The organism is Blautia sp. AF19-10LB (assembly GCF_003461245.1).
GTDB lineage: Bacteria > Bacillota > Clostridia > Lachnospirales > Lachnospiraceae > Blautia_A > Blautia_A intestinihominis.
In genome coordinates, this window is the sequence record NZ_QTWS01000013.1 from 50,439 (window position 1) to 69,554 (window position 19,116).

General features: G+C 44.8%; 16 protein-coding genes and 1 riboswitch. All 16 genes read left to right on the forward strand.

Annotated elements, in window-relative coordinates:
- Window positions 1–71: 71 nt before the first annotated feature.
- The 16 genes from DWX28_RS08960 to gyrA all read left to right on the forward strand — a co-directional run bounded on the left by DWX28_RS08960 (window position 72) and on the right by gyrA (window position 19,099).
- Window positions 72–977 carry a S1 RNA-binding domain-containing protein gene (locus DWX28_RS08960; RefSeq protein ID WP_022213314.1) on the forward strand — a complete coding sequence of 302 codons (906 nt, stop codon included), beginning with the start codon at window positions 72–74 and terminating at the stop codon, window positions 975–977.
- Window positions 978–990: 13 nt separating this feature from the next.
- The gene (locus DWX28_RS08965) at window positions 991–2,658 is read left to right on the forward strand and encodes a putative manganese-dependent inorganic diphosphatase (RefSeq protein ID WP_022213313.1); all 1,668 of its coding nucleotides are present in this window, start codon (window positions 991–993) and stop codon (window positions 2,656–2,658) included.
- Window positions 2,659–2,695: 37 nt separating this feature from the next.
- Entirely contained in the window at window positions 2,696–3,277 is a 582-nt protein-coding gene (locus DWX28_RS08970; RefSeq protein ID WP_118252505.1) for a flavin reductase family protein, read from the forward strand.
- Window positions 3,278–3,370: 93 nt separating this feature from the next.
- Window positions 3,371–3,877 (forward strand): shikimate kinase, encoded by a 507-nt coding sequence (locus tag DWX28_RS08975; RefSeq protein ID WP_022213310.1) that lies wholly within the window; start codon window positions 3,371–3,373, stop codon window positions 3,875–3,877.
- Between the two features lie 151 nt (window positions 3,878–4,028).
- Window positions 4,029–5,321 (forward strand): UDP-N-acetylglucosamine 1-carboxyvinyltransferase, encoded by a 1,293-nt coding sequence (locus tag DWX28_RS08980; RefSeq protein ID WP_022213309.1) that lies wholly within the window; start codon window positions 4,029–4,031, stop codon window positions 5,319–5,321.
- Window positions 5,322–5,399: 78 nt separating this feature from the next.
- A riboswitch (SAM riboswitch) is annotated at window positions 5,400–5,501 on the forward strand.
- A gap of 108 nt (window positions 5,502–5,609) precedes the next feature.
- The gene (gene metK / locus DWX28_RS08985) at window positions 5,610–6,794 is read left to right on the forward strand and encodes a methionine adenosyltransferase (protein WP_022213284.1); all 1,185 of its coding nucleotides are present in this window, start codon (window positions 5,610–5,612) and stop codon (window positions 6,792–6,794) included.
- 135 nt (window positions 6,795–6,929) lie between these two features.
- Complete coding sequence (locus DWX28_RS08990; protein ID WP_022213285.1) at window positions 6,930–8,090, forward strand: sensor histidine kinase; 1,161 nt, start codon at window positions 6,930–6,932, stop codon at window positions 8,088–8,090.
- Window positions 8,083–8,772, forward strand: coding sequence for a response regulator transcription factor (locus tag DWX28_RS08995; protein WP_022213286.1), 690 nt, complete (start codon window positions 8,083–8,085; stop codon window positions 8,770–8,772). The genes DWX28_RS08990 and DWX28_RS08995 overlap by 8 nt, the downstream gene beginning before the upstream one ends.
- 5 nt (window positions 8,773–8,777) lie before the next feature.
- Window positions 8,778–10,241 (forward strand): aminotransferase class I/II-fold pyridoxal phosphate-dependent enzyme, encoded by a 1,464-nt coding sequence (locus DWX28_RS09000; RefSeq protein ID WP_118252506.1) that lies wholly within the window; start codon window positions 8,778–8,780, stop codon window positions 10,239–10,241.
- Between the two features lie 6 nt (window positions 10,242–10,247).
- Entirely contained in the window at window positions 10,248–10,835 is a 588-nt protein-coding gene (locus DWX28_RS09005) for a guanylate kinase (RefSeq protein WP_118252507.1), read from the forward strand.
- A 92-nt stretch (window positions 10,836–10,927) separates the two neighbouring features.
- Window positions 10,928–11,917, forward strand: a complete 990-nt coding sequence (locus DWX28_RS09010; RefSeq protein ID WP_022213289.1) for a DNA polymerase III subunit — start codon at window positions 10,928–10,930, stop codon at window positions 11,915–11,917.
- 1 nt (window position 11,918) lies between these two features.
- A complete protein-coding gene (locus tag DWX28_RS09015; protein ID WP_118252508.1) occupies window positions 11,919–12,833 on the forward strand; it encodes a PSP1 domain-containing protein in 915 nt (304 codons plus the stop codon).
- The gene (locus DWX28_RS09020; protein WP_022213291.1) at window positions 12,811–13,563 is read left to right on the forward strand and encodes a tRNA1(Val) (adenine(37)-N6)-methyltransferase; all 753 of its coding nucleotides are present in this window, start codon (window positions 12,811–12,813) and stop codon (window positions 13,561–13,563) included. Before DWX28_RS09015 ends, DWX28_RS09020 begins: the two co-directional genes overlap by 23 nt.
- A gap of 36 nt (window positions 13,564–13,599) precedes the next feature.
- Window positions 13,600–14,439 (forward strand): 16S rRNA (cytidine(1402)-2'-O)-methyltransferase, encoded by an 840-nt coding sequence (gene rsmI / locus DWX28_RS09025; RefSeq protein WP_022213292.1) that lies wholly within the window; start codon window positions 13,600–13,602, stop codon window positions 14,437–14,439.
- 188 nt (window positions 14,440–14,627) lie between these two features.
- Window positions 14,628–16,553: a DNA topoisomerase (ATP-hydrolyzing) subunit B gene (gene gyrB, locus DWX28_RS09030; RefSeq protein WP_022213293.1), complete on the forward strand. Its 1,926-nt coding sequence runs from the start codon at window positions 14,628–14,630 to the stop codon at window positions 16,551–16,553.
- Between the two features lie 11 nt (window positions 16,554–16,564).
- Window positions 16,565–19,099 carry a DNA gyrase subunit A gene (gene gyrA, locus DWX28_RS09035; protein ID WP_118252509.1) on the forward strand — a complete coding sequence of 845 codons (2,535 nt, stop codon included), beginning with the start codon at window positions 16,565–16,567 and terminating at the stop codon, window positions 19,097–19,099.
- The last annotated feature ends 17 nt before the right edge of the window (window positions 19,100–19,116 follow it).

Below are 19,116 nucleotides of genomic sequence, written 5' to 3' on the forward strand. Positions count from 1 at the left end.
TAACTATAGTAAAATGATCAAAAGTATAGACGATATAGATAGATTTTTATACGAGAGGAGAATTGCAGATCATGTCTGAGTCAATGAAAGATTATGAAAAAGAACTGGAAGCTTCCATGAAAACGATCGAGGAAGGTGACATTCTCACAGGAACTGTGATCAGTGTGGATGAAAAAGAAGTGATCCTCGATCTTAAATATTATGCAGAAGGTGTGATCCCGGCAGAGAATTTCAGCAGAGAGCCAGGATTTAACCTCAAAGAAAATGTCCAGGAAGGGGACGAGATTCAGGCTACCGTGATCCGTAAAGATGACGGAAATGGAAATATCCTGCTCTCAAGGGTAGAGGCAGTTGATGTCTTTGCATGGGATAAACTTAAGGGATTAAAGGAATCTGGAGAGGTTCTGGATGTTGTAGTAAAAGGAATCACAAACGCAGGCGTTATCGCTTATGTAGAAGGTGTCAGAGGTTTTATCCCGGCATCCAAACTTGCTCTTGGATATGTTGAGGATACAGAGGCATATCTGAACAAACCGATCCAGGTACAGGTCATCGACGTTGATAAAGAAAGTAAGAAACTGATTCTTTCTGCTAAGGAAATTCTCCGTGAGAAGGCAGAAGAAGAACGCAGAAACAAAGTTTCAAACCTTGAGATCGGGCTTATCACCGAGGGAACAGTAGAGAGCCTTCAGCCATATGGTGCATTTGTAGATCTTGGAAACGGACTTTCCGGTCTGGTGCATATTTCTCAGATCTGCGAGAAGAGGATCAAGAAACCGTCAGAGGTTCTTGCTGTAGGAGACAAGGTCAAAGTCAAAGTCACTGCGATCAAGGACGGAAAGCTCAGTCTCAGCATTAAGGAAGCATCTGATATGATGGCGAAGGAAATCGAAGAAGAAGTTTATGAAGTACCAGATGCAGGAGAAGAGGCAACCACTACACTGGGCTCTCTCTTTGCAAATATCAAACTGGATTGAAAGGACGGCTGGAATGAAAAATCAGGAAAAAATTTTTGTTATAGGACATAAAAATCCGGATACAGATTCTATCTGTTCGGCAATTGCATACTGCGACATCAAAAACAGGACAAGCCAGCACCAGAAATTTATTCCGAAGCGCGCAGGACAGATCAATGAGGAGACAGAGTATGTGCTGAGCCGTTTTGGAGTTCAGCCGCCGGGATATCTGAGTAATATCGGAACCCAGGTCAAGGACATGGATATCCGTATGAGCCCGGATGCAGACAAGGGAATGTCGCTGAAAGCTGCATGGGATATCATGCAGGAGAACAGCATTGTTTCTCTTCCAATCAGAGATAAAGAAGGTGCCCTGGAAGGTCTGATCACGATCGGTGATATTGCGAAGACCTATATGGATACGACTGACAGCTATCTTCTTTCCAGAGCAAGAACACAGTATCAGAAGATCGCAGAGACGATCGACGGAGAAGTGATCGAGGGAAATCCTCATGGATATTTTATCAAGGGAAGAGTTATGGTAGGAACTGCCAACCCGGATAAAATGAAAGAATATATCGAAGAAGATGATATGATCATCATGGGAGACAGAGAAGAGGATCATCTTCAGGCGATTTCCCAGAATGTAAGCTGTATTATCGTGGGACTTGGAATCCAGGTATCAGAGAATGTTATGAAACTCGCACATGAGAAGGATATCATCATTATTTCTTCCCCGTATGATACCTTTACGATCGCGCGACTGATCAACCAGAGTATTCCGGTCAGATATATCATGAAAACAGAAAATCTTGTAACTTTTAATACCGAAGATTTTACAGATGATATCCAGGATGTCATGATCAAGCACCGTCATCGTGCATTCCCGGTCATCAATAAGAAGGGCAAATGTATCGGTACCATATCCAGACGTAATTTCCTGGGCATGCACAAGAAGCAGGTAGTTCTTGTAGACCATAATGAGATCGATCAGGCAGTAGATAATATTGAGAAAGCTGACATTCTTGAGATCATTGACCATCATAAACTTGGAACACTGCAGACGGTTCAGCCGATCAGCTTCCGTAACCAGCCGGTGGGATGTACCGGAACGATCATGTATCAGATCTATGGCGAACAGAAACTTGAGATCTCGCCTAAGATCGCAGGACTTCTGTGCGCAGCGATCATTTCAGATACGCTGATGTTCCGTTCACCGACCTGCACACTGCAGGATAAGATGGCAGCAGGAGCACTGGCACTGATCGCAGATATTTCCATTGAGCAGTTTGCGAAGGAAATGTTCCGTGCAGGAAGCAACCTCAAGGATAAATCACCGGAAGAAATCTTTTATCAGGATTACAAGAAATTTATTGCAGAAGGTGATATCTGCTTTGGCGTTGGACAGATCAGTTCTATGGATTCAGAAGAACTCAAAGAGATCAAAGAAAGACTGCTGCCGTTCATGGTAAGCGAATGCGGACGCCATGGTGTCACCAGAGTTTACTTCATGCTGACGGATATTATAACACAGTCAACGGAACTGCTGTTTTATGGAGAGGGAAGCCGTGAAATGGCAGAAAATGCATTTAAGATGGAGCCGGAAAACGATGCATTCTATCTCGAAGGTGTAGTTTCACGTAAGAAACAGCTGATCCCGCCGCTGATGGAAGCAGCACAGATGTCCGGTGATTATGCATAAAACAAAAGCAAAAGACAGACAGGAGGATTTGTAAATCATGGCAAAACAGACCTGGAAAGCAGGGAATATGCTGTATCCGCTCCCGGCGGTTATGGTGAGCGTTACAGATGGCAAAGGACAGGATGATATTATAACAGTAGCCTGGACAGGTACGATCTGCACAAATCCTCCAATGGTTTATATTTCTGTTCGTCCGAGCCGTTTTTCCCATCATATGCTGATGGAAACGGGAGAATTTGTAATCAATCTGACGACAGAGAAACTTACCAGAGCTACGGATTACTGTGGTGTCCGCTCTGGCAGAGACGTTGATAAATTCAAAGAAACAGGACTTACAAGAGAAAAGGCAGAATTTGTCAAAGCACCTATGATCAAAGAATCTCCGGTATCTATAGAATGCCGTGTTACAGAAGTTAAGAAACTGGGATCTCATGATATGTTTCTTGCGGAAGTACTTGCAGTACATGCGGATGAGGAGTATATGGACGAAAACAACCGCTTTGATCTTAACCGTGCGCGTCCGATGGTATATTCTCATGGAGAATATCTTGGTATCGGAAAGAAACTGGGCACATTTGGCTACAGTGTCAAAAAACGGAGAAAAAGTGCGAAAAAATGAGCCTTCCCAAAGAGGGATTGCAGAAAAAGGGCATTTATGCTAAAATGGGCGTTAAGCAATTTGTGAGAAATCAAACAGGAGAACGGACATTTTATGAATAATATAACATTGATAGGAATGCCTGGAGTCGGCAAAAGCACAATAGGCGTTGTACTGGCAAAGGTATTAGGCTATCAGTTCCTTGATTCGGATCTTCTGATCCAGAAACAGGAAAGAAGACGTCTGCGTGAGATCATTGAAGAAGAAGGATACATGGGATTCAAGGAAATTGAGAACCGTGTCAATGCGTCTATTGATGTAAACCATACTGTGATCGCGACAGGCGGAAGCGTAGTGTACTGTGAAGAGGCTATGAATCATCTGAGGTCGATTGGAACAGTTGTATATTTGAAATTATCTTTAGATTCCCTTGCAAAGCGCCTTGGCAATCTGCAGTGCAGAGGCGTACTGTTAAAGGACGGTCAGACATTGAAGGATCTGTACGAAGAACGAACTCCATTATATGAGAAATATGCAGATGTTGTTCTGGACGAAGAAGGGAAAGATTTGGAAGAAAGTCTGCACGATCTTTTGGAAATACTAGAAGAGAATTCAAAGTAACTATTGTTGAAAAGACAATGAAGCGGAAGGGGACAGAGTAAATTTTTATTTACAAATGGCAAATCTGTGTTATAATACAGACTTTGAGGATGAGATTTATCTCTGGCATTCGCTTCGACTTGCGGAGTGAAAATAATTATAGAGGTGCTTTATGGAACAGTATGTAATTAAAGGTGGCAATCCGTTAGTAGGAGAAGTTGAGATCGGTGGTGCGAAGAACGCTGCGCTTGCTATTCTTTCTGCTGCGATCATGACGGATGAAACCATTCTTATTGAGAATCTGCCTGACGTAAGAGACATCAATGTTTTGTTGGAAGCAATTGCCGGGATAGGAGCTCAGGTTGAGCGAATTGACAGGTCTACCGTTAAGATTAACGGATCTACAATTAACGATATCAGTGTAGATTATGAATATATTAAGAAAATCCGTGCGTCATATTATCTTCTTGGCGCATTACTTGGCAAATACAAACACGCTGAGGTTCCGCTTCCGGGCGGATGTAACATCGGAAGCAGACCAATCGATCAGCATCTGAAGGGATTTCGTGCATTAGGTGCAGATGTGAACATCCTTCATGGTGCGATCGTTGCAGAGACAGAGAACCTTCATGGAAGCCATATTTTCCTTGATGTTGTATCTGTAGGTGCGACGATCAACATTATGATGGCAGCTTCTATGGCATCTGGCCGTACTACGATCGAGAATGCAGCGAGAGAGCCGCATGTTGTAGACGTTGCGAACTTCCTGAACAGTATGGGAGCCAACATCAAGGGTGCGGGAACTGATGTTATCCGTATCAAGGGTGTTGAGAAACTTCATCGTACAGAGTATTCTATCATTCCGGACCAGATCGAGGCAGGAACTTTTATGTTTGCTGCTGCCGCAACTGGCGGGGATGTTACAGTTAAGAATGTTATCCCGAAACATCTTGAGGCAACAACTGCCAAACTTGAAGAGATCGGATGTGAGGTTGAAGAATTTGATGATGCAGTACGTGTACGTGCAGGCAAGAGACTTCACCGCACTCATGTCAAGACTCTTCCATATCCAGGATATCCGACAGATATGCAGCCGCAGATCGCTGTTACACTTGCCCTTGCAGAAGGAACAAGTATCGTAACAGAGAGTATCTTTGAAAACCGTTTCAAATATGCGGACGAGCTTTCCAGAATGGGAGCGAATATTAAAGTTGAGGGAAATTCTGCTATTATTGATGGTGTTCGCAAGCTTACAGGCGCAAGAGTCAGTGCACCGGATCTCCGTGCAGGAGCGGCTCTGGTAATTGCAGGTCTGGCAGCGGATGGAATCACAGTAGTAGATGATATTGTTTATATCCAGAGAGGATATGAGAATTTCGAAGAGAAACTGAGAAGTCTCGGCGCAGAGATCGAGAGAGTTTCCAGTGAGAAAGAAATCCAGAAATTCCGTCTTCGCGTAGGTTGATAAAATTTGTCATCCGAGATACTTGACAAGTATATAAAATAAGTTTATTGTATGTACTGCGATAACTTCATAAACGGCCTTTTATTCAGAGTGGTGGAGATACAAAGGATCTGTGAAGCCACGGCAACCCCTCCCTTGAGAGGAAGGTGCCAACCTGAGCGAGTGATCGAACAATAAGAGGATTGAAATCAAATTCAAGACAGTCCTATTGTTGGGGCTGTCTTATTTTGTTATGTACGCAGATAACTTATTGATCAATAGACCAGATAAAAAAGAAAGGAACCAATCATGGAGAAAGAAAAGATTTTATTTACATCCGAATCTGTAACTGAAGGTCATCCGGACAAAATGTGCGATGCCATTTCCGATGCCATTCTTGACGCGATCATGGAAAAAGACCCGATGGGCCGTGTAGCATGCGAGACCGCTACAACAACAGGTCTTGTACTTGTTATGGGAGAGATCACAACAAGCGCTTACGTTGATATCCAGAAAATCGTAAGAGATACAGTAAGAGAGATCGGTTATACCCGTGGAAAATATGGATTTGATGCTGATACATGTGCAGTCATCACTGCAATCGATGAGCAGTCAGCAGATATCGCTCTTGGCGTAGACAAAGCTCTGGAAGCTAAGATGGGAGAAGACGAGATCGATGCGATCGGAGCCGGAGACCAGGGAATCCAGTTCGGATATGCTTCCAATGAAACAGAAGAGTACATGCCATATGCGATCAACATGGCACACAAACTGGCTCGCCAGCTTACAAAAGTCCGCAAAGACGGAACTCTGCCATACTTAAGACCAGACGGAAAAACTCAGGTAACTGTTGAATACAGTGAAGAAGGCAAACCGATCCGTATCGATGCAGTTGTATGCTCTACACAGCATGATCCGGAAGTTACACAGGAGCAGATCCACGAAGACATCAAGAAATATGTATTTGATGAGATCATCCCGACAGACATGGTAGATGATGATACCAAGTACTTCATCAACCCGACAGGACGTTTCGTGATCGGTGGACCTCACGGTGACAGTGGACTTACAGGACGTAAAATCATCGTTGATACTTACGGTGGATCCGGACGTCACGGCGGCGGTGCTTTCTCAGGAAAAGACTGCACAAAGGTTGACCGTTCCGCAGCTTATGCAGCACGTTATGTTGCAAAGAACATCGTTGCAGCAGGACTGGCTGACAAGTGCGAGATCCAGCTTTCCTATGCGATCGGTGTAGCAAAACCGACTTCCATCAATGTAGAAACATTTGGAACAGGAAAACTTTCCAACACCAGACTTGTTGAGATCATCCGTGAGAACTTTGATCTCCGTCCGGCAGGAATCATCCGTATGCTCGACCTGAGAAGACCGATCTACAAACAGACAGCTGCTTACGGACATTTTGGACGTACAGATGTAGATCTTCCGTGGGAAAAACTGGATAAAGTTGACGATCTCAAGAAATATCTGTAAGACACGGTTTTTTCACCGTTTTTATAGAAAATTTAGAGATAGGAATATCGTGATATGATATAATGAACGCATATATAGCGGGTACAGACTCGTTATATGTGCGTTTATTTTTATACAGAGAAGCGGGGATGTGTTATGAAATTAAAACAGAGGATCATACTCGGTTTCCTGATGATCATATTAGTTCCAATGCTGCTGCTGGCGGCTACTTTATACGGGTTCAGCGAAGCGCAGCACAGGAGTACATCTAAGAATGAAGCAGTGCAGGAAGCAGATTATGATATTACGATCGGAGAGACCGGAGTTGACGGTTCGGGCTTACGGATCATGACGAAGGATCTTTTTTTTACGGCACTGGTCATCCTGATATTTACGAGTGTGTCCGTAGGATTGTGGATTTACAGAAGTGTTGCCACACCACTTGTTAAGCTGCGTAAGGCCACGCAGAATATCAAAGACGGAAATCTTGATTTTGTTCTTGATGTGGAAGGGGCGGATGAGTTTGCGGAACTTTGCCGTGATTTTGAGGAAATGAGGAGACGGCTCAAGGAATCCGCAGAAGAAAAACTTGTCCTGGACAAAGAAAACAAAGAACTGATCAGCAATATTTCTCATGATCTCAAGACCCCGATCACAGCCGTTAAGGGCTACGTTGAGGGTATCATGGACGGAGTGGCAGATACCCCGGAAAAGATGGATCGTTATGTCCGTACTATTTATAACAAAACAGTTGAGATGGATCATCTGATCAATGAGCTTACTTTTTATTCCAAGATCGATACAAACCGCATTCCATATACGTTCAGTAAACTGAATGTTGAGGACTATTTTTCAGACTGTGCAGAGGAAGTGGGACTGGAACTGGAAACGAGAGGAATACAGCTCTGCTATGCCAACTACGTAGACAGTGATGTGCAGGTGATCGCAGATGGAGAGCAGATCCGAAGGGTGATCCATAATATCATCAGCAATGCGATTAAATATATGGACAAGGGCAAGGGAATGAAGGGCATCATACAGATCCGTGTCAAGGATGTCGGTGATTTTGTCCAGGTTGAGATCGAAGATAATGGCAAGGGGATCGCAGCCAAAGATCTGCCATATATTTTTGACCGTTTTTACCGGACAGATGTTTCGCGAAATTCTGCCAAGGGAGGCAGTGGGATTGGTCTTTCCATCGTGCGTAAGATCCTGGAGGACCATGGAGGTAAAGTGTGGGCAACCAGCCGCGAGGACATCGGCACGATCATGTACTTTGTTTTGAGAAAATACCAGGAGGTACCTGTAAATGAGTAAAATACTGATTATTGAAGACGAAGAGGCAATTGCAGATCTGGAGAAAGATTATCTGGAACTGTCAGGATTTGATGTTGAGATCGCCACAAGAGGCGATGTAGGGCTTGAGAAGGCTCTGAAAGAAGAATACGACCTGATCATACTTGATCTGATGCTCCCTGAGGTAGATGGATTTGATATCTGCCGTCAGGTGCGCGAGGAGAAGAATATCCCGATCATCATGGTTTCGGCAAAGAAAGACGATATTGACAAGATCCGTGGACTGGGACTTGGGGCAGATGATTACATGACCAAGCCGTTCAGCCCAAGCGAACTTGTTGCCAGGGTAAAGGCACATATGGAAAGATATAACAGACTTGTAGGATCAAATGTTGTCAAGAATGATATTATCGAGATCCGTGGGATCAAGATCGACAAGACAGCGCGAAGAGTCTGGATCAATGGGGAGGAGAAGACATTTACGACCAAGGAATTTGATCTTCTTACATTCCTTGCGGAGAATCCGAACCGCGTATTTACCAAGGCGGAACTGTTCCGTCAGATCTGGGATATGGAATCTGTAGGCGACATTGCAACTGTTACCGTTCATATCAAGAAAATCCGTGAAAAGATTGAATTCAACACAGCCAAGCCGCAGTATATTGAAACCATCTGGGGTGTAGGTTACAGGTTTAAGGTATAAAAATTATGGAAAGATTATATAGAGCATTAGAAATTTACAGCCAGGAAGATTATTATCCATTTCATATGCCGGGGCACAAGAGAAATCCGGACACAGTCAATACAGACCTGCCGTTTGACAGGGATATCACAGAGATAGAGGGATTTGATAATCTTCATCATCCGGAAGGAATTCTGAAAAAAGCGCAGGAAACTGCTGCGAATGTGTATGGTACGAAGGAATGTTATTACAGCGTTAATGGCAGCACAGCGGCACTTCTTGCGGCTGTTTCGGCAGCGGTTCCGAGGAAGGGACAGATCCTTGTTGCGAGGAACTGCCACAAGGCTGTCTATCATGCTCTGTATCTGAGGAATCTGATCCCGACTTATGTCTATCCACAGATGGACCAAAAGTGGTGGATAAACGGAGGAATTTCACCGGATAAGGTGGAAAGAGCACTGGCGGAGAATCCGGAGATCAAGGCAGTGCTTCTCACATCGCCGACGTATGATGGGGTGGTATCAGATATTGAGAAGATCGCAGAGATCGTACACAGATATGAGATTCCGCTGATCGTGGATGAGGCACATGGAGCACATTTTCACTTTTCAAATTATTTCCCGACATCAGCAGCTGAACTGGGAGCGGATCTGGTTATCCAGAGTTTCCACAAGACACTTCCGTCGATGACGCAGACTGCGGTGCTCCATAACTGCAGTGACCGCGTGGACAGCAGACTGATCCGCAGATTTATGGGAATTTATCAGAGCAGCAGTCCGTCGTATATCCTTATGGCGAGTATGGATGCCTGCATGGAAAAAATGTCCTCCGACGGTAATGAGATGTTCCGTGAATTTACAAAGATCCTCGAAAAGACGAGACGCAGGCTTTCAGAATGCAAGTATATCCGCCTGGTTTCACCGGAGATCGGAACGGCCGGAGTTTTTGATTATGATCGTTCCAAATTACTTTTTTCTACACGCTATGCGTCAATGACGGGAAGTGAACTGGCACAGATCCTTCTGGAGAAATATCACATTCAGGTGGAGATGGAAACGGAGCATTATGTGCTTGCACTGGCAGCAGTTGGTGACAGTGAGGAAGGCTTTGAGAGACTTTGCCAGGCGATCGAGGAGATCGACCAGGAAGAAGCACAGAAGAAAAAAGAAAAAAGAGAAGCAGAAGAACCGAAGGCAGGAAGAACAGCATACACTTCATTGAGCCAGTTCATGTCGATCACGGAGGCAATGGAATCGGAGAGTGAAATCCGCAAACTGGAAGAAAGTGTCGGACGGATATCGGCAGAGTTTGGATATCTCTATCCGCCTGGAATCCCGCTGATCGTACCGGGAGAACAGATTACTGGACAATTTATCCGTAATATGAGAATATACATGGAAGAGGGATTGTATCTGCAGGGACTGGAGGACTATACCAATGAGACCATCCGTGTAGTAGCCCAGAATACTACGAAGGAGCAGGAAATCTGATATTTCATGGGAAAGATTTTTTATATTATGGGAAAAAGTGCCGCCGGTAAGGACCGGATCTATTCTTTACTGGCAGGCAATAAAGAACTGAACCTGAAGAAACTGGTACTGTATACGACCAGACCGATCCGCGCGGGAGAGCAGGATGGAGTTCAGTATTATTTTACAGATGACAGCAGACTTGAGGAATTTAAGAAATCAGGAAAGCTGATCGAAGCCAGAGCCTACCATACTGTTCATGGCATCTGGACATATTTTACAGCAGATGATGGACAGGTAGATCTCTCAGAGGGAAACTATCTTGGAATCGGCACACTGGAATCTTATCAGAAACTTAAGCAATATTACGGGGAAGAACATGTGATCCCGGTTTATATTGAAGTAGAGGACGGAGAGCGATTACAGAGGGCACTTCTTCGGGAGCGGGAGCAGGAGAAACCGAAATACGAAGAGATGTGCAGACGTTTTCTGGCAGATCAGGAGGACTTTTCGGAGAAAAACATCCGGGAGGCAGGAATTAAATTAAGATTTGCTAATGAGAATTTAGAATTGTGTGTCGAAAATATTATAAAATATATAAATTCCCTTTCATAGACAAAAATAGTTTTGAATGGGTAACAAAGTATGCTATAATGTAGGCATGGCGAACAAAGATTCGTATACAGAAACAAGAGAGGTGATTCTGAATGGTTAGTTTCAACAATATTATCGGGCACGAGGAGATTATCAGGCATTTGAAGAATGCCATGACGACAGGAAAGGTATCTCATTCCTATATTTTTACCGGAAGACCTGGATCAGGTAAGAAACTTCTTGCGACGACTTATGCAATGACTCTTCAGTGCGAGGCTGGGGGAACGGAGCCATGTCAGAAGTGTGATTCCTGTAAGAAAGCCCTGGGTAAGAATCATCCGGATATCATCATGGTAAACCATGAGAAGCCGGGAACTATTTCGATAGATGAGATTCGTGATCAGCTGATTCACGATGTAGCAATTAAACCATACTGCAGTCCGCACAAGATCTATATCGTTCCGGATGCGGAGATGATGACAGTACAGGCGCAGAATGCTCTTCTCAAGACAATTGAGGAGCCACCGGAATATGCAGTCATCATGCTGCTGACCAGCAATGCAGATGCACTTCTTCCGACGATCCAGTCCCGTTGTGTCAGACTGGATCTCAAGGTAGTAGATGACAATCTGGTTAAGAAATATCTTATGGAACGTCTTCATGTGCCGGATTATCAGGCAGAGATCGATGCATCTTTTGCACAGGGAAGCATCGGCAAGGCACAGGAGGCAGCAACATCCGAAGAGTTTGGCAAGATGACAGAGAATGCTCTCAGGATCCTGAAGTATGTAAGTACGATGCAGACTTATGAGCTGACTGATGTGATCCGCGAACTTTCCGATGAGAAACAGCATATAGGCGACTATCTGGATATTTTTCAGTTCTGGTTCCGTGATGTTCTGATGTTCAAAGCTACAAGGGAAATAGACAATCTGGTCTTCAAGCAGGAAATTAATTATATAAAGGAACAGGCGAGCCAGCGTTCATATGAAAATCTCGAAAAGATACTGGAAGCACTGGAGAAGGCCAAGGTACGTCTGCGTGCAAATGTAAACTTCGAGCTTGCTCTTGAACTTCTGTTCCTGACGATCAGGGAGAGATAGAATGACAAAAATAGTTGGAATCAGATTCAGAAATGTCGGCAAAATATATTATTTTGATCCGAAGAATTATAAAATGCAGGTGGGCGATCATGTGATCGTAGAGACCGCCCGCGGAGTAGAATTCGGCAGAGTTGTACTTGGACCGAAGGAAGTTGGAGAGGACGAGGTTGTTCATCCGCTCAAAGAAGTCTTGAGAGTAGCGACTCAGGCAGATGAGGACAGAGAGCAGCAGAACCGTATCAAGGAGAAGGATGCCTTCAAGATCTGCCAGAAGAAGATCCGTGAGCATGGTCTGGAGATGAAACTGATCGATGCAGAATATACATTTGATAACAACAAGGTATTGTTTTACTTTACAGCAGATGGAAGAATCGATTTCCGTCAGCTTGTCAAGGATCTGGCGGCAATCTTCAAGACAAGGATCGAGCTGAGACAGATCGGTGTCCGTGATGAGACCAAGATCCTCGGAGGAATCGGAATCTGCGGCAGAAGTCTCTGCTGCCACACGTATCTGTCAGAGTTTGCACCGGTATCTATCAAGATGGCGAAGGAACAGAACCTTTCACTGAACCAGACCAAGATTTCCGGCGTATGCGGCAGACTGATGTGCTGTCTCAAGAACGAACAGGAAACATACGAGGAACTGAATAAGAAACTTCCGGGAATCGGGGACACTGTCACACTTCCGGATGGAATTCAGGGAACTGTACAGAATGTAAATGTTCTTCGCCAGAGAGTCAAAGTCGTTGTCGAAGTAAACGACGAAAAGGAGATTCAGGAATTTCCGGTAAATGAACTGAAATTCCGTCCCCGTAAGAAAAAAGTCAAAGTTTCCGAGAAGGAAATGAGGGAACTGGAAAAACTCGAAGACAGAGAAGGAGATAAAAAATCTCATGGAAAGAAATCCGCAAACTGATCTGGTACATCCGGGAGAGCGGGTCGATGACCTGCAGAATGGATTTTATGTAATTCAGAATCCAGAGAAGTTCTGCTTCGGAATGGATGCGGTTCTTTTGTCCGGCTTTGCAAAGATCAGAAAGAATGCAAGGGTCCTGGATATGGGAACCGGCACAGGGATCATTCCGATCCTGCTCAAAGGCAGAGGCAAGGGAGAACATCTCACAGGACTGGAGATACAGGAAGAATGTGCAGATATGGCCGCACGCAGTGTTGCGTACAATAGTCTGGAATCTGCAATTGATATTGTATGCGGAGATATTAAGGAGGCTGCTGGAATTTTTGGAGCAGCTTCTTTTGATGTAGTAACAAGCAATCCTCCGTATATGATCGGAGAGCATGGACTGCGTAATCCGTATATGGCAAAAGCAATTGCGAGACATGAGGTGCTCTGCACATTGGAGGATGTTGTCAGCCAGGCGTCCAGAGTACTCAAGGACAGGGGACATTTTTTTATGGTGCACCGTCCGTTCCGTCTTGCTGAGATTTTTCAGGTGCTGATGAAATACAAGCTGGAGCCGAAACGCATGCAGCTTGTGTATCCGTACATAGACAGAGAACCAAATATGGTATTGATCGAGGCCTGCAAGGGTGGAAACTCCAGAATCACGGTAGAGCGTCCGCTGATCGTTTATGAGAAGCCGGGAGAGTATACAAAGGCGATCCTGGAAATCTACGGGATGGTCTGATGATTCGGATAAGAATTCAAGAAAGGAACCTGATTTATGAGCGGTAAATTATATCTGTGTGCAACACCTATCGGAAATCTGGAAGATATTACGCTGCGTGTTCTGCGTACTCTCAAAGAAGTAGACCTGATCGCGGCAGAAGATACGAGAAACAGTATCAAGCTTCTGAATCATTTCGAGATCAAAACGCCCATGACCAGTTATCATGAATACAACAAGATCGACAAAGCTTATACACTGATCGAGAAGATGCAGTCAGGAATGAACATTGCACTGATCACGGATGCAGGTACTCCTGGAATTTCAGATCCGGGAGAAGAACTTGCTGCCATGTGTTATGAAGCAGGGATCGAAGTGACCTCACTTCCGGGACCTGCTGCCTGTATTACAGCACTTACTCTGTCAGGGCTTCCGACCAGGAGATTTGCTTTCGAAGCTTTTCTTCCAATGGACAAAAAAGAACGCAGGGAAGTCCTGGATGAACTGGTCAATGAGACAAGGACGATCATTATGTATGAGGCACCACACAAGCTGGTCCGCACACTTAAGGATCTCAAAGAAACTCTTGGCAACCGCAGAATGACACTTTGTCGGGAACTGACGAAGAAACATGAGACTGCTTTTCATACGACGATCGATGAGCTGATCGCTCATTATGAGAACGAAAAGCCATTAGGGGAATGTGTCCTTGTGATCGAGGGCAAGAGCCGCCAGGAACTCAAGGAAGAAGCTGTAGCTTCCTGGGAGGAGATCTCCATCGAGGAACATATGGAAATCTACGAAAAACAGGGGCTTTCCAGGAAGGATGCCATGAAGCAGGTGGCGAAGGACCGAGGGGTATCCAAGAGAGAAATTTATCAATATCTGATCCAGTAAATACGAGAACTGTATTTCCAAAAAATGTGAAATACAGTTCCTTTTTTTATACATTGTTTTTACAGAAAACCGGGATTTTTAATGGAAAGAGAGTTGTTTTTGTGTTATAATAAATTAGTATACGTATGTCCAACAGAGGATATACAACCAGTAATTTTTATATAACATTGAATGACAGGAGGCAGCACATGGGCGGAGAAAATACGGAGTACGGAGCGGACCAGATTCAGATTTTGGAAGGGCTGGAAGCGGTTCGTAAAAGACCGGGTATGTATATTGGAAGTACATCCAGCCGGGGTCTGCATCATCTTGTATACGAAATTGTAGATAATGCGGTAGATGAAGCTCTGGCAGGATATTGTACAGAGATCCAGGTAAGCATCAACCCAGACAACTCCATTACAGTTGTAGATAATGGTCGGGGAATTCCGGTAGGTATCAACCACAAAGCAGGAATTCCGGCAGTTGAGGTTGTATTTACCATTCTGCATGCCGGCGGTAAGTTTGGCGGTGGAGGATATAAGGTATCCGGAGGTCTTCACGGCGTAGGAGCATCCGTTGTAAATGCTCTGTCCGAGTGGCTGGAAGTTACCATATATCACGAAGGCAGAGAATACAAGCAGCGTTATGAGAGAGGACATACAATGTATCCTCTCAAGGTTGTTGGAGAGTGTGATCCGGAGAAATCAGGAACAACTGTTACATTCCTGCCGGATAAGGAAATCTTTGAGGAAACTGTTTATGATTATGATATCCTGAAACAGCGTCTTCGTGAGATGGCTTTCCTTACCAAAGGACTTCGCATTGTCCTCAGAGATGAGAGAGAAGACTCCAAGAAAGAAAAAGTATTCCACTACGAGGGTGGTATCCGTGAATTTGTAACATATCTGAACAAGAGTAAAGAACCTCTGTATCCAGAGGTTATTTACTGTGAGGGAGAGAAGGACGGCGTTTCTGTTGAGGTTGCGATGCAGCACAACGACTCCTATACAGAGAACAGCTATGGATTTGTAAATAACATCAATACACCGGAGGGCGGTACACATATCGTTGGTTTCCGTAATGCACTTACCAAGACTTTTAACGATTATGCGAGAAAGAACAAACTTCTCAAGGACAGTGAACCGAACTTAAGCGGTGATGATATCCGTGAGGGTCTGACTGCGATCGTAAGTGTCAAGATCGAAGAACCACAGTTCGAAGGCCAGACAAAACAGAAACTTGGCAACAGTGAGGCGAGAGGCGCCGTAGACTCTGTTGTCAGCAAGCAGCTTGAAATTTTCCTTGAGCAGAATCCATCTGTAGCCAAGGCTACTGTTGAGAAATCTGTTCTTGCACAGAGAGCAAGAGAAGCAGCACGTAAAGCACGTGACCTTACCAGAAGGAAATCCGCACTCGATGGAATGTCACTTCCGGGTAAACTTGCGGACTGCTCAGACAAGGATCCGAAGAACTGCGAGATCTATATCGTAGAGGGAGATTCCGCAGGCGGTTCTGCCAAGACAGCGAGAAACCGTGCGACACAGGCAATCCTTCCGCTTCGAGGCAAGATCCTCAATGTTGAGAAGGCACGTCTTGACAGAATCTACGGAAATGCAGAGATCAAGGCAATGATCACAGCTTTTGGAACAGGTATCCATGAAGACTTTGATATCAGCAAACTGCGTTATCACAAGATCATCATTATGACCGATGCCGATGTCGATGGCGCACATATTGCGACACTTCTTCTGACTTTCCTTTACAGATTCATGCCGGAACTTATCAAGCAGGGCTATGTATATCTGGCACAGCCGCCGCTGTACAAGGTAGAAAAAAACAAGAAAGTCTGGTATGCCTACGATGATGCGGAACTGAACCGCATCCTTGAGGAGATCGGACGTGATAATAACAACAAGATCCAGCGTTACAAAGGTCTTGGAGAGATGGATGCAGAGCAGCTTTGGGAGACAACCATGGATCCGGAGAAACGAATCCTTCTCAAAGTAACAATGGACGAATCTGCTACATCTGAGATCGATCTGACTTTTACCACTCTTATGGGTGACAAAGTTGAACCAAGACGTGAATTTATTGAAGAAAATGCACGTTTTGTAGAAAATCTGGATATCTAGGAGAATAAAAAATGGAAGACAATATTTTTGACAAAATCCATGAGGTGGATCTGCAGAAGACCATGGAGAAATCTTATATAGATTACGCCATGAGCGTTATCGCCTCACGTGCTCTTCCGGATGTAAGAGATGGTCTGAAGCCGGTACAGAGAAGGGTTCTGTATTCCATGATCGAACTGAACAACGGTCCGGACAAGCCGCATCGTAAATGTGCCCGTATCGTCGGTGATACCATGGGTAAATATCACCCTCATGGAGACAGTTCTATCTATGGAGCACTTGTAAATATGGCACAGGACTGGTCTACCAGATATCCGCTGGTAGATGGTCATGGAAACTTCGGTTCCGTGGATGGTGACGGTGCTGCTGCGATGCGATACACAGAGGCTCGTCTGAGCAAGATCTCCATGGAGATGCTTGCTGATATCAACAAGAATACCGTTGATTTCCAGCCAAACTTTGATGAGACAGAACGGGAGCCGGTTGTACTTCCGTCCCGTTATCCGAACCTTCTTGTAAACGGTACTTCCGGTATCGCAGTTGGTATGGCGACAAATATCCCGCCACACAACTTAAGAGAGGTTATCAATGCAGTTGTCAAGATCATTGACAACATTATCGAGGAAGACAGAGAGACAACGATCGAGGAACTTCTTGAGATCGTCAAAGGACCGGATTTTCCGACAGGAGCAACGATCCTTGGAACAAGAGGAATTGAGGAAGCATATCGTACCGGTCGCGGCAAGATCCGTGTCCGTGCGGTGACAAATATCGAGACACTGCCAAATGGCAAATCACGTATTATCGTCACAGAACTTCCATACCTCGTAAATAAAGCCCGTCTGATCGAAAAGATCGCAGAACTTGTCCGCGACAAGAAGATTGACGGAATCACAGACCTGAATGATCACTCCAGCCGTGAGGGAATGCGAATCTGCATCGACCTCCGCAGGGATGCCAATGCAAATGTTGTCCTGAACCAGCTTTATAAGCATACACAGCTTCAGGATACTTTTGGCGTGATCATGCTTTGCCTTGTTTCCGTAAACGGAAGCCTTCAGCCGAAGGTACTGACTCTTCCGGAGATGCTTAAGCAGTATCTTGCACATCAGGAAGATGTAGTGACAAGAAGAACCAAATACGACCTGAACAAAGCACAGGAACGTGCTCACATTCTGGAAGGTCTGCTCAAAGCACTGGACAATATCGATGAAGTTATCCGTATCATCCGTGCCGCAAGAAACGTTCAGATCGCAAAACAGGAATTAATGGATCGCTTTGAACTGACAGATGTTCAGGCGCAGGCGATCGTAGATATGCGTCTCAGGGCTCTTACCGGTCTGGAAAGAGAGAAGCTGGAAGCAGAATATGCAGAATTAATGGAGAGGATCCGCAAATTACAGGCAATTCTTGCAGACAGAAATACGCTTCTCCGTGTCATCCGTGAGGAGATCCTTGCAATTGCTGAGAAATATGGCGATGACAGAAGAACTGCCATTGGATTTGATGCATATGACATCTCCATGGAGGATATGATCCCGAGAGAAAATACAGTTATCACAATGACCAAACTTGGTTATATTAAACGTATGACCGTAGACAACTTCCGCAGCCAGAACAGAGGCGGCAGAGGAATCAAGGGCATGCAGACACTGGACGATGACTATATCGAAGAACTGATGATGACGACCACGCATCATTATGTGATGTTCTTTACCAATACAGGCCGTGTATACCGTCTTAAAGCATACGAGATTCCGGAAGCAGGAAGAACTGCGAGAGGAACTGCGATTATCAATCTTCTGCAGTTGATGCCGGGAGAGCGCATTACAGCAGTTATCCCGATCAGCAAGTTCGAAGAGGGACATTACCTGATGATGGCAACCCGTAAGGGACTCGTCAAGAAAACTCCGATCCAGGATTATGCAAATGTCCGCAAAGTAGGTCTTGCAGCGATCGCACTTCGCGATGATGATGAACTGATCGAAGTAAAGGCAACGGATGATAAGAAGGACGTTATCCTGGTAACCAAATATGGCCAGTGCATCCGTTTCAAAGAAACAGATGTAAGAAGCACAGGCCGAGTTTCCATGGGGGTTCGCGGTATCAATCTGCTGGATGGTGATGAAGTTGTAGCTATGCAGCTTAACACGCAGGGATATTATCTCCTTGTTGTTTCTGAGAACGGTATGGGCAAGAGAACCTCCATCAGTGAGTTCACCTGCCAGAACAGAGGCGGTAAGGGCGTGAAGTGCTACAAGATCACTGAGAAGACAGGCAATGTTATCGGTGCAAAAGCTGTAAATGAAGAAAATGAGATCATGATGATCACCACAGAGGGAATTATTATCCGTCTGCAGTGCGCTGATATTTCTATTCTGGGAAGAATTACCTCAGGAGTAAAACTGATCAATCTTTCCAAAGGAGTGACCGTTGCAAGCTTTGCGAAAGTCAGAGAGAAAGAAGAAGACAAAGAGAATCAGCAGACAGCAAAAGAACCTGTAAACGAAGCAAATGATGAAGTACAGGAGAGCACGGAAGAATAAAGGGGACGTTAGATCAT

Bases quoted from the DNA above. Each gene is read 5' to 3' on its own strand.
- DWX28_RS08960 (WP_022213314.1), top strand. From the start codon at position 72: ATGTCTGAGTCAATGAAAGATTATGAAAAAGAACTGGAAGCTTCCATG.
- DWX28_RS08965 (WP_022213313.1), top strand. From the start codon at position 991: ATGAAAAATCAGGAAAAAATTTTTGTTATAGGACATAAAAATCCGGAT.
- DWX28_RS08970 (WP_118252505.1), top strand. From the start codon at position 2,696: ATGGCAAAACAGACCTGGAAAGCAGGGAATATGCTGTATCCGCTCCCG.
- DWX28_RS08975 (WP_022213310.1), top strand. From the start codon at position 3,371: ATGAATAATATAACATTGATAGGAATGCCTGGAGTCGGCAAAAGCACA.
- DWX28_RS08980 (WP_022213309.1), top strand. From the start codon at position 4,029: ATGGAACAGTATGTAATTAAAGGTGGCAATCCGTTAGTAGGAGAAGTT.
- metK (WP_022213284.1), top strand. From the start codon at position 5,610: ATGGAGAAAGAAAAGATTTTATTTACATCCGAATCTGTAACTGAAGGT.
- DWX28_RS08990 (WP_022213285.1), top strand. From the start codon at position 6,930: ATGAAATTAAAACAGAGGATCATACTCGGTTTCCTGATGATCATATTA.
- DWX28_RS08995 (WP_022213286.1), top strand. From the start codon at position 8,083: ATGAGTAAAATACTGATTATTGAAGACGAAGAGGCAATTGCAGATCTG.
- DWX28_RS09000 (WP_118252506.1), top strand. From the start codon at position 8,778: ATGGAAAGATTATATAGAGCATTAGAAATTTACAGCCAGGAAGATTAT.
- DWX28_RS09005 (WP_118252507.1), top strand. From the start codon at position 10,248: ATGGGAAAGATTTTTTATATTATGGGAAAAAGTGCCGCCGGTAAGGAC.
- DWX28_RS09010 (WP_022213289.1), top strand. From the start codon at position 10,928: ATGGTTAGTTTCAACAATATTATCGGGCACGAGGAGATTATCAGGCAT.
- DWX28_RS09015 (WP_118252508.1), top strand. From the start codon at position 11,919: ATGACAAAAATAGTTGGAATCAGATTCAGAAATGTCGGCAAAATATAT.
- DWX28_RS09020 (WP_022213291.1), top strand. From the start codon at position 12,811: ATGGAAAGAAATCCGCAAACTGATCTGGTACATCCGGGAGAGCGGGTC.
- rsmI (WP_022213292.1), top strand. From the start codon at position 13,600: ATGAGCGGTAAATTATATCTGTGTGCAACACCTATCGGAAATCTGGAA.
- gyrB (WP_022213293.1), top strand. From the start codon at position 14,628: ATGGGCGGAGAAAATACGGAGTACGGAGCGGACCAGATTCAGATTTTG.
- gyrA (WP_118252509.1), top strand. From the start codon at position 16,565: ATGGAAGACAATATTTTTGACAAAATCCATGAGGTGGATCTGCAGAAG.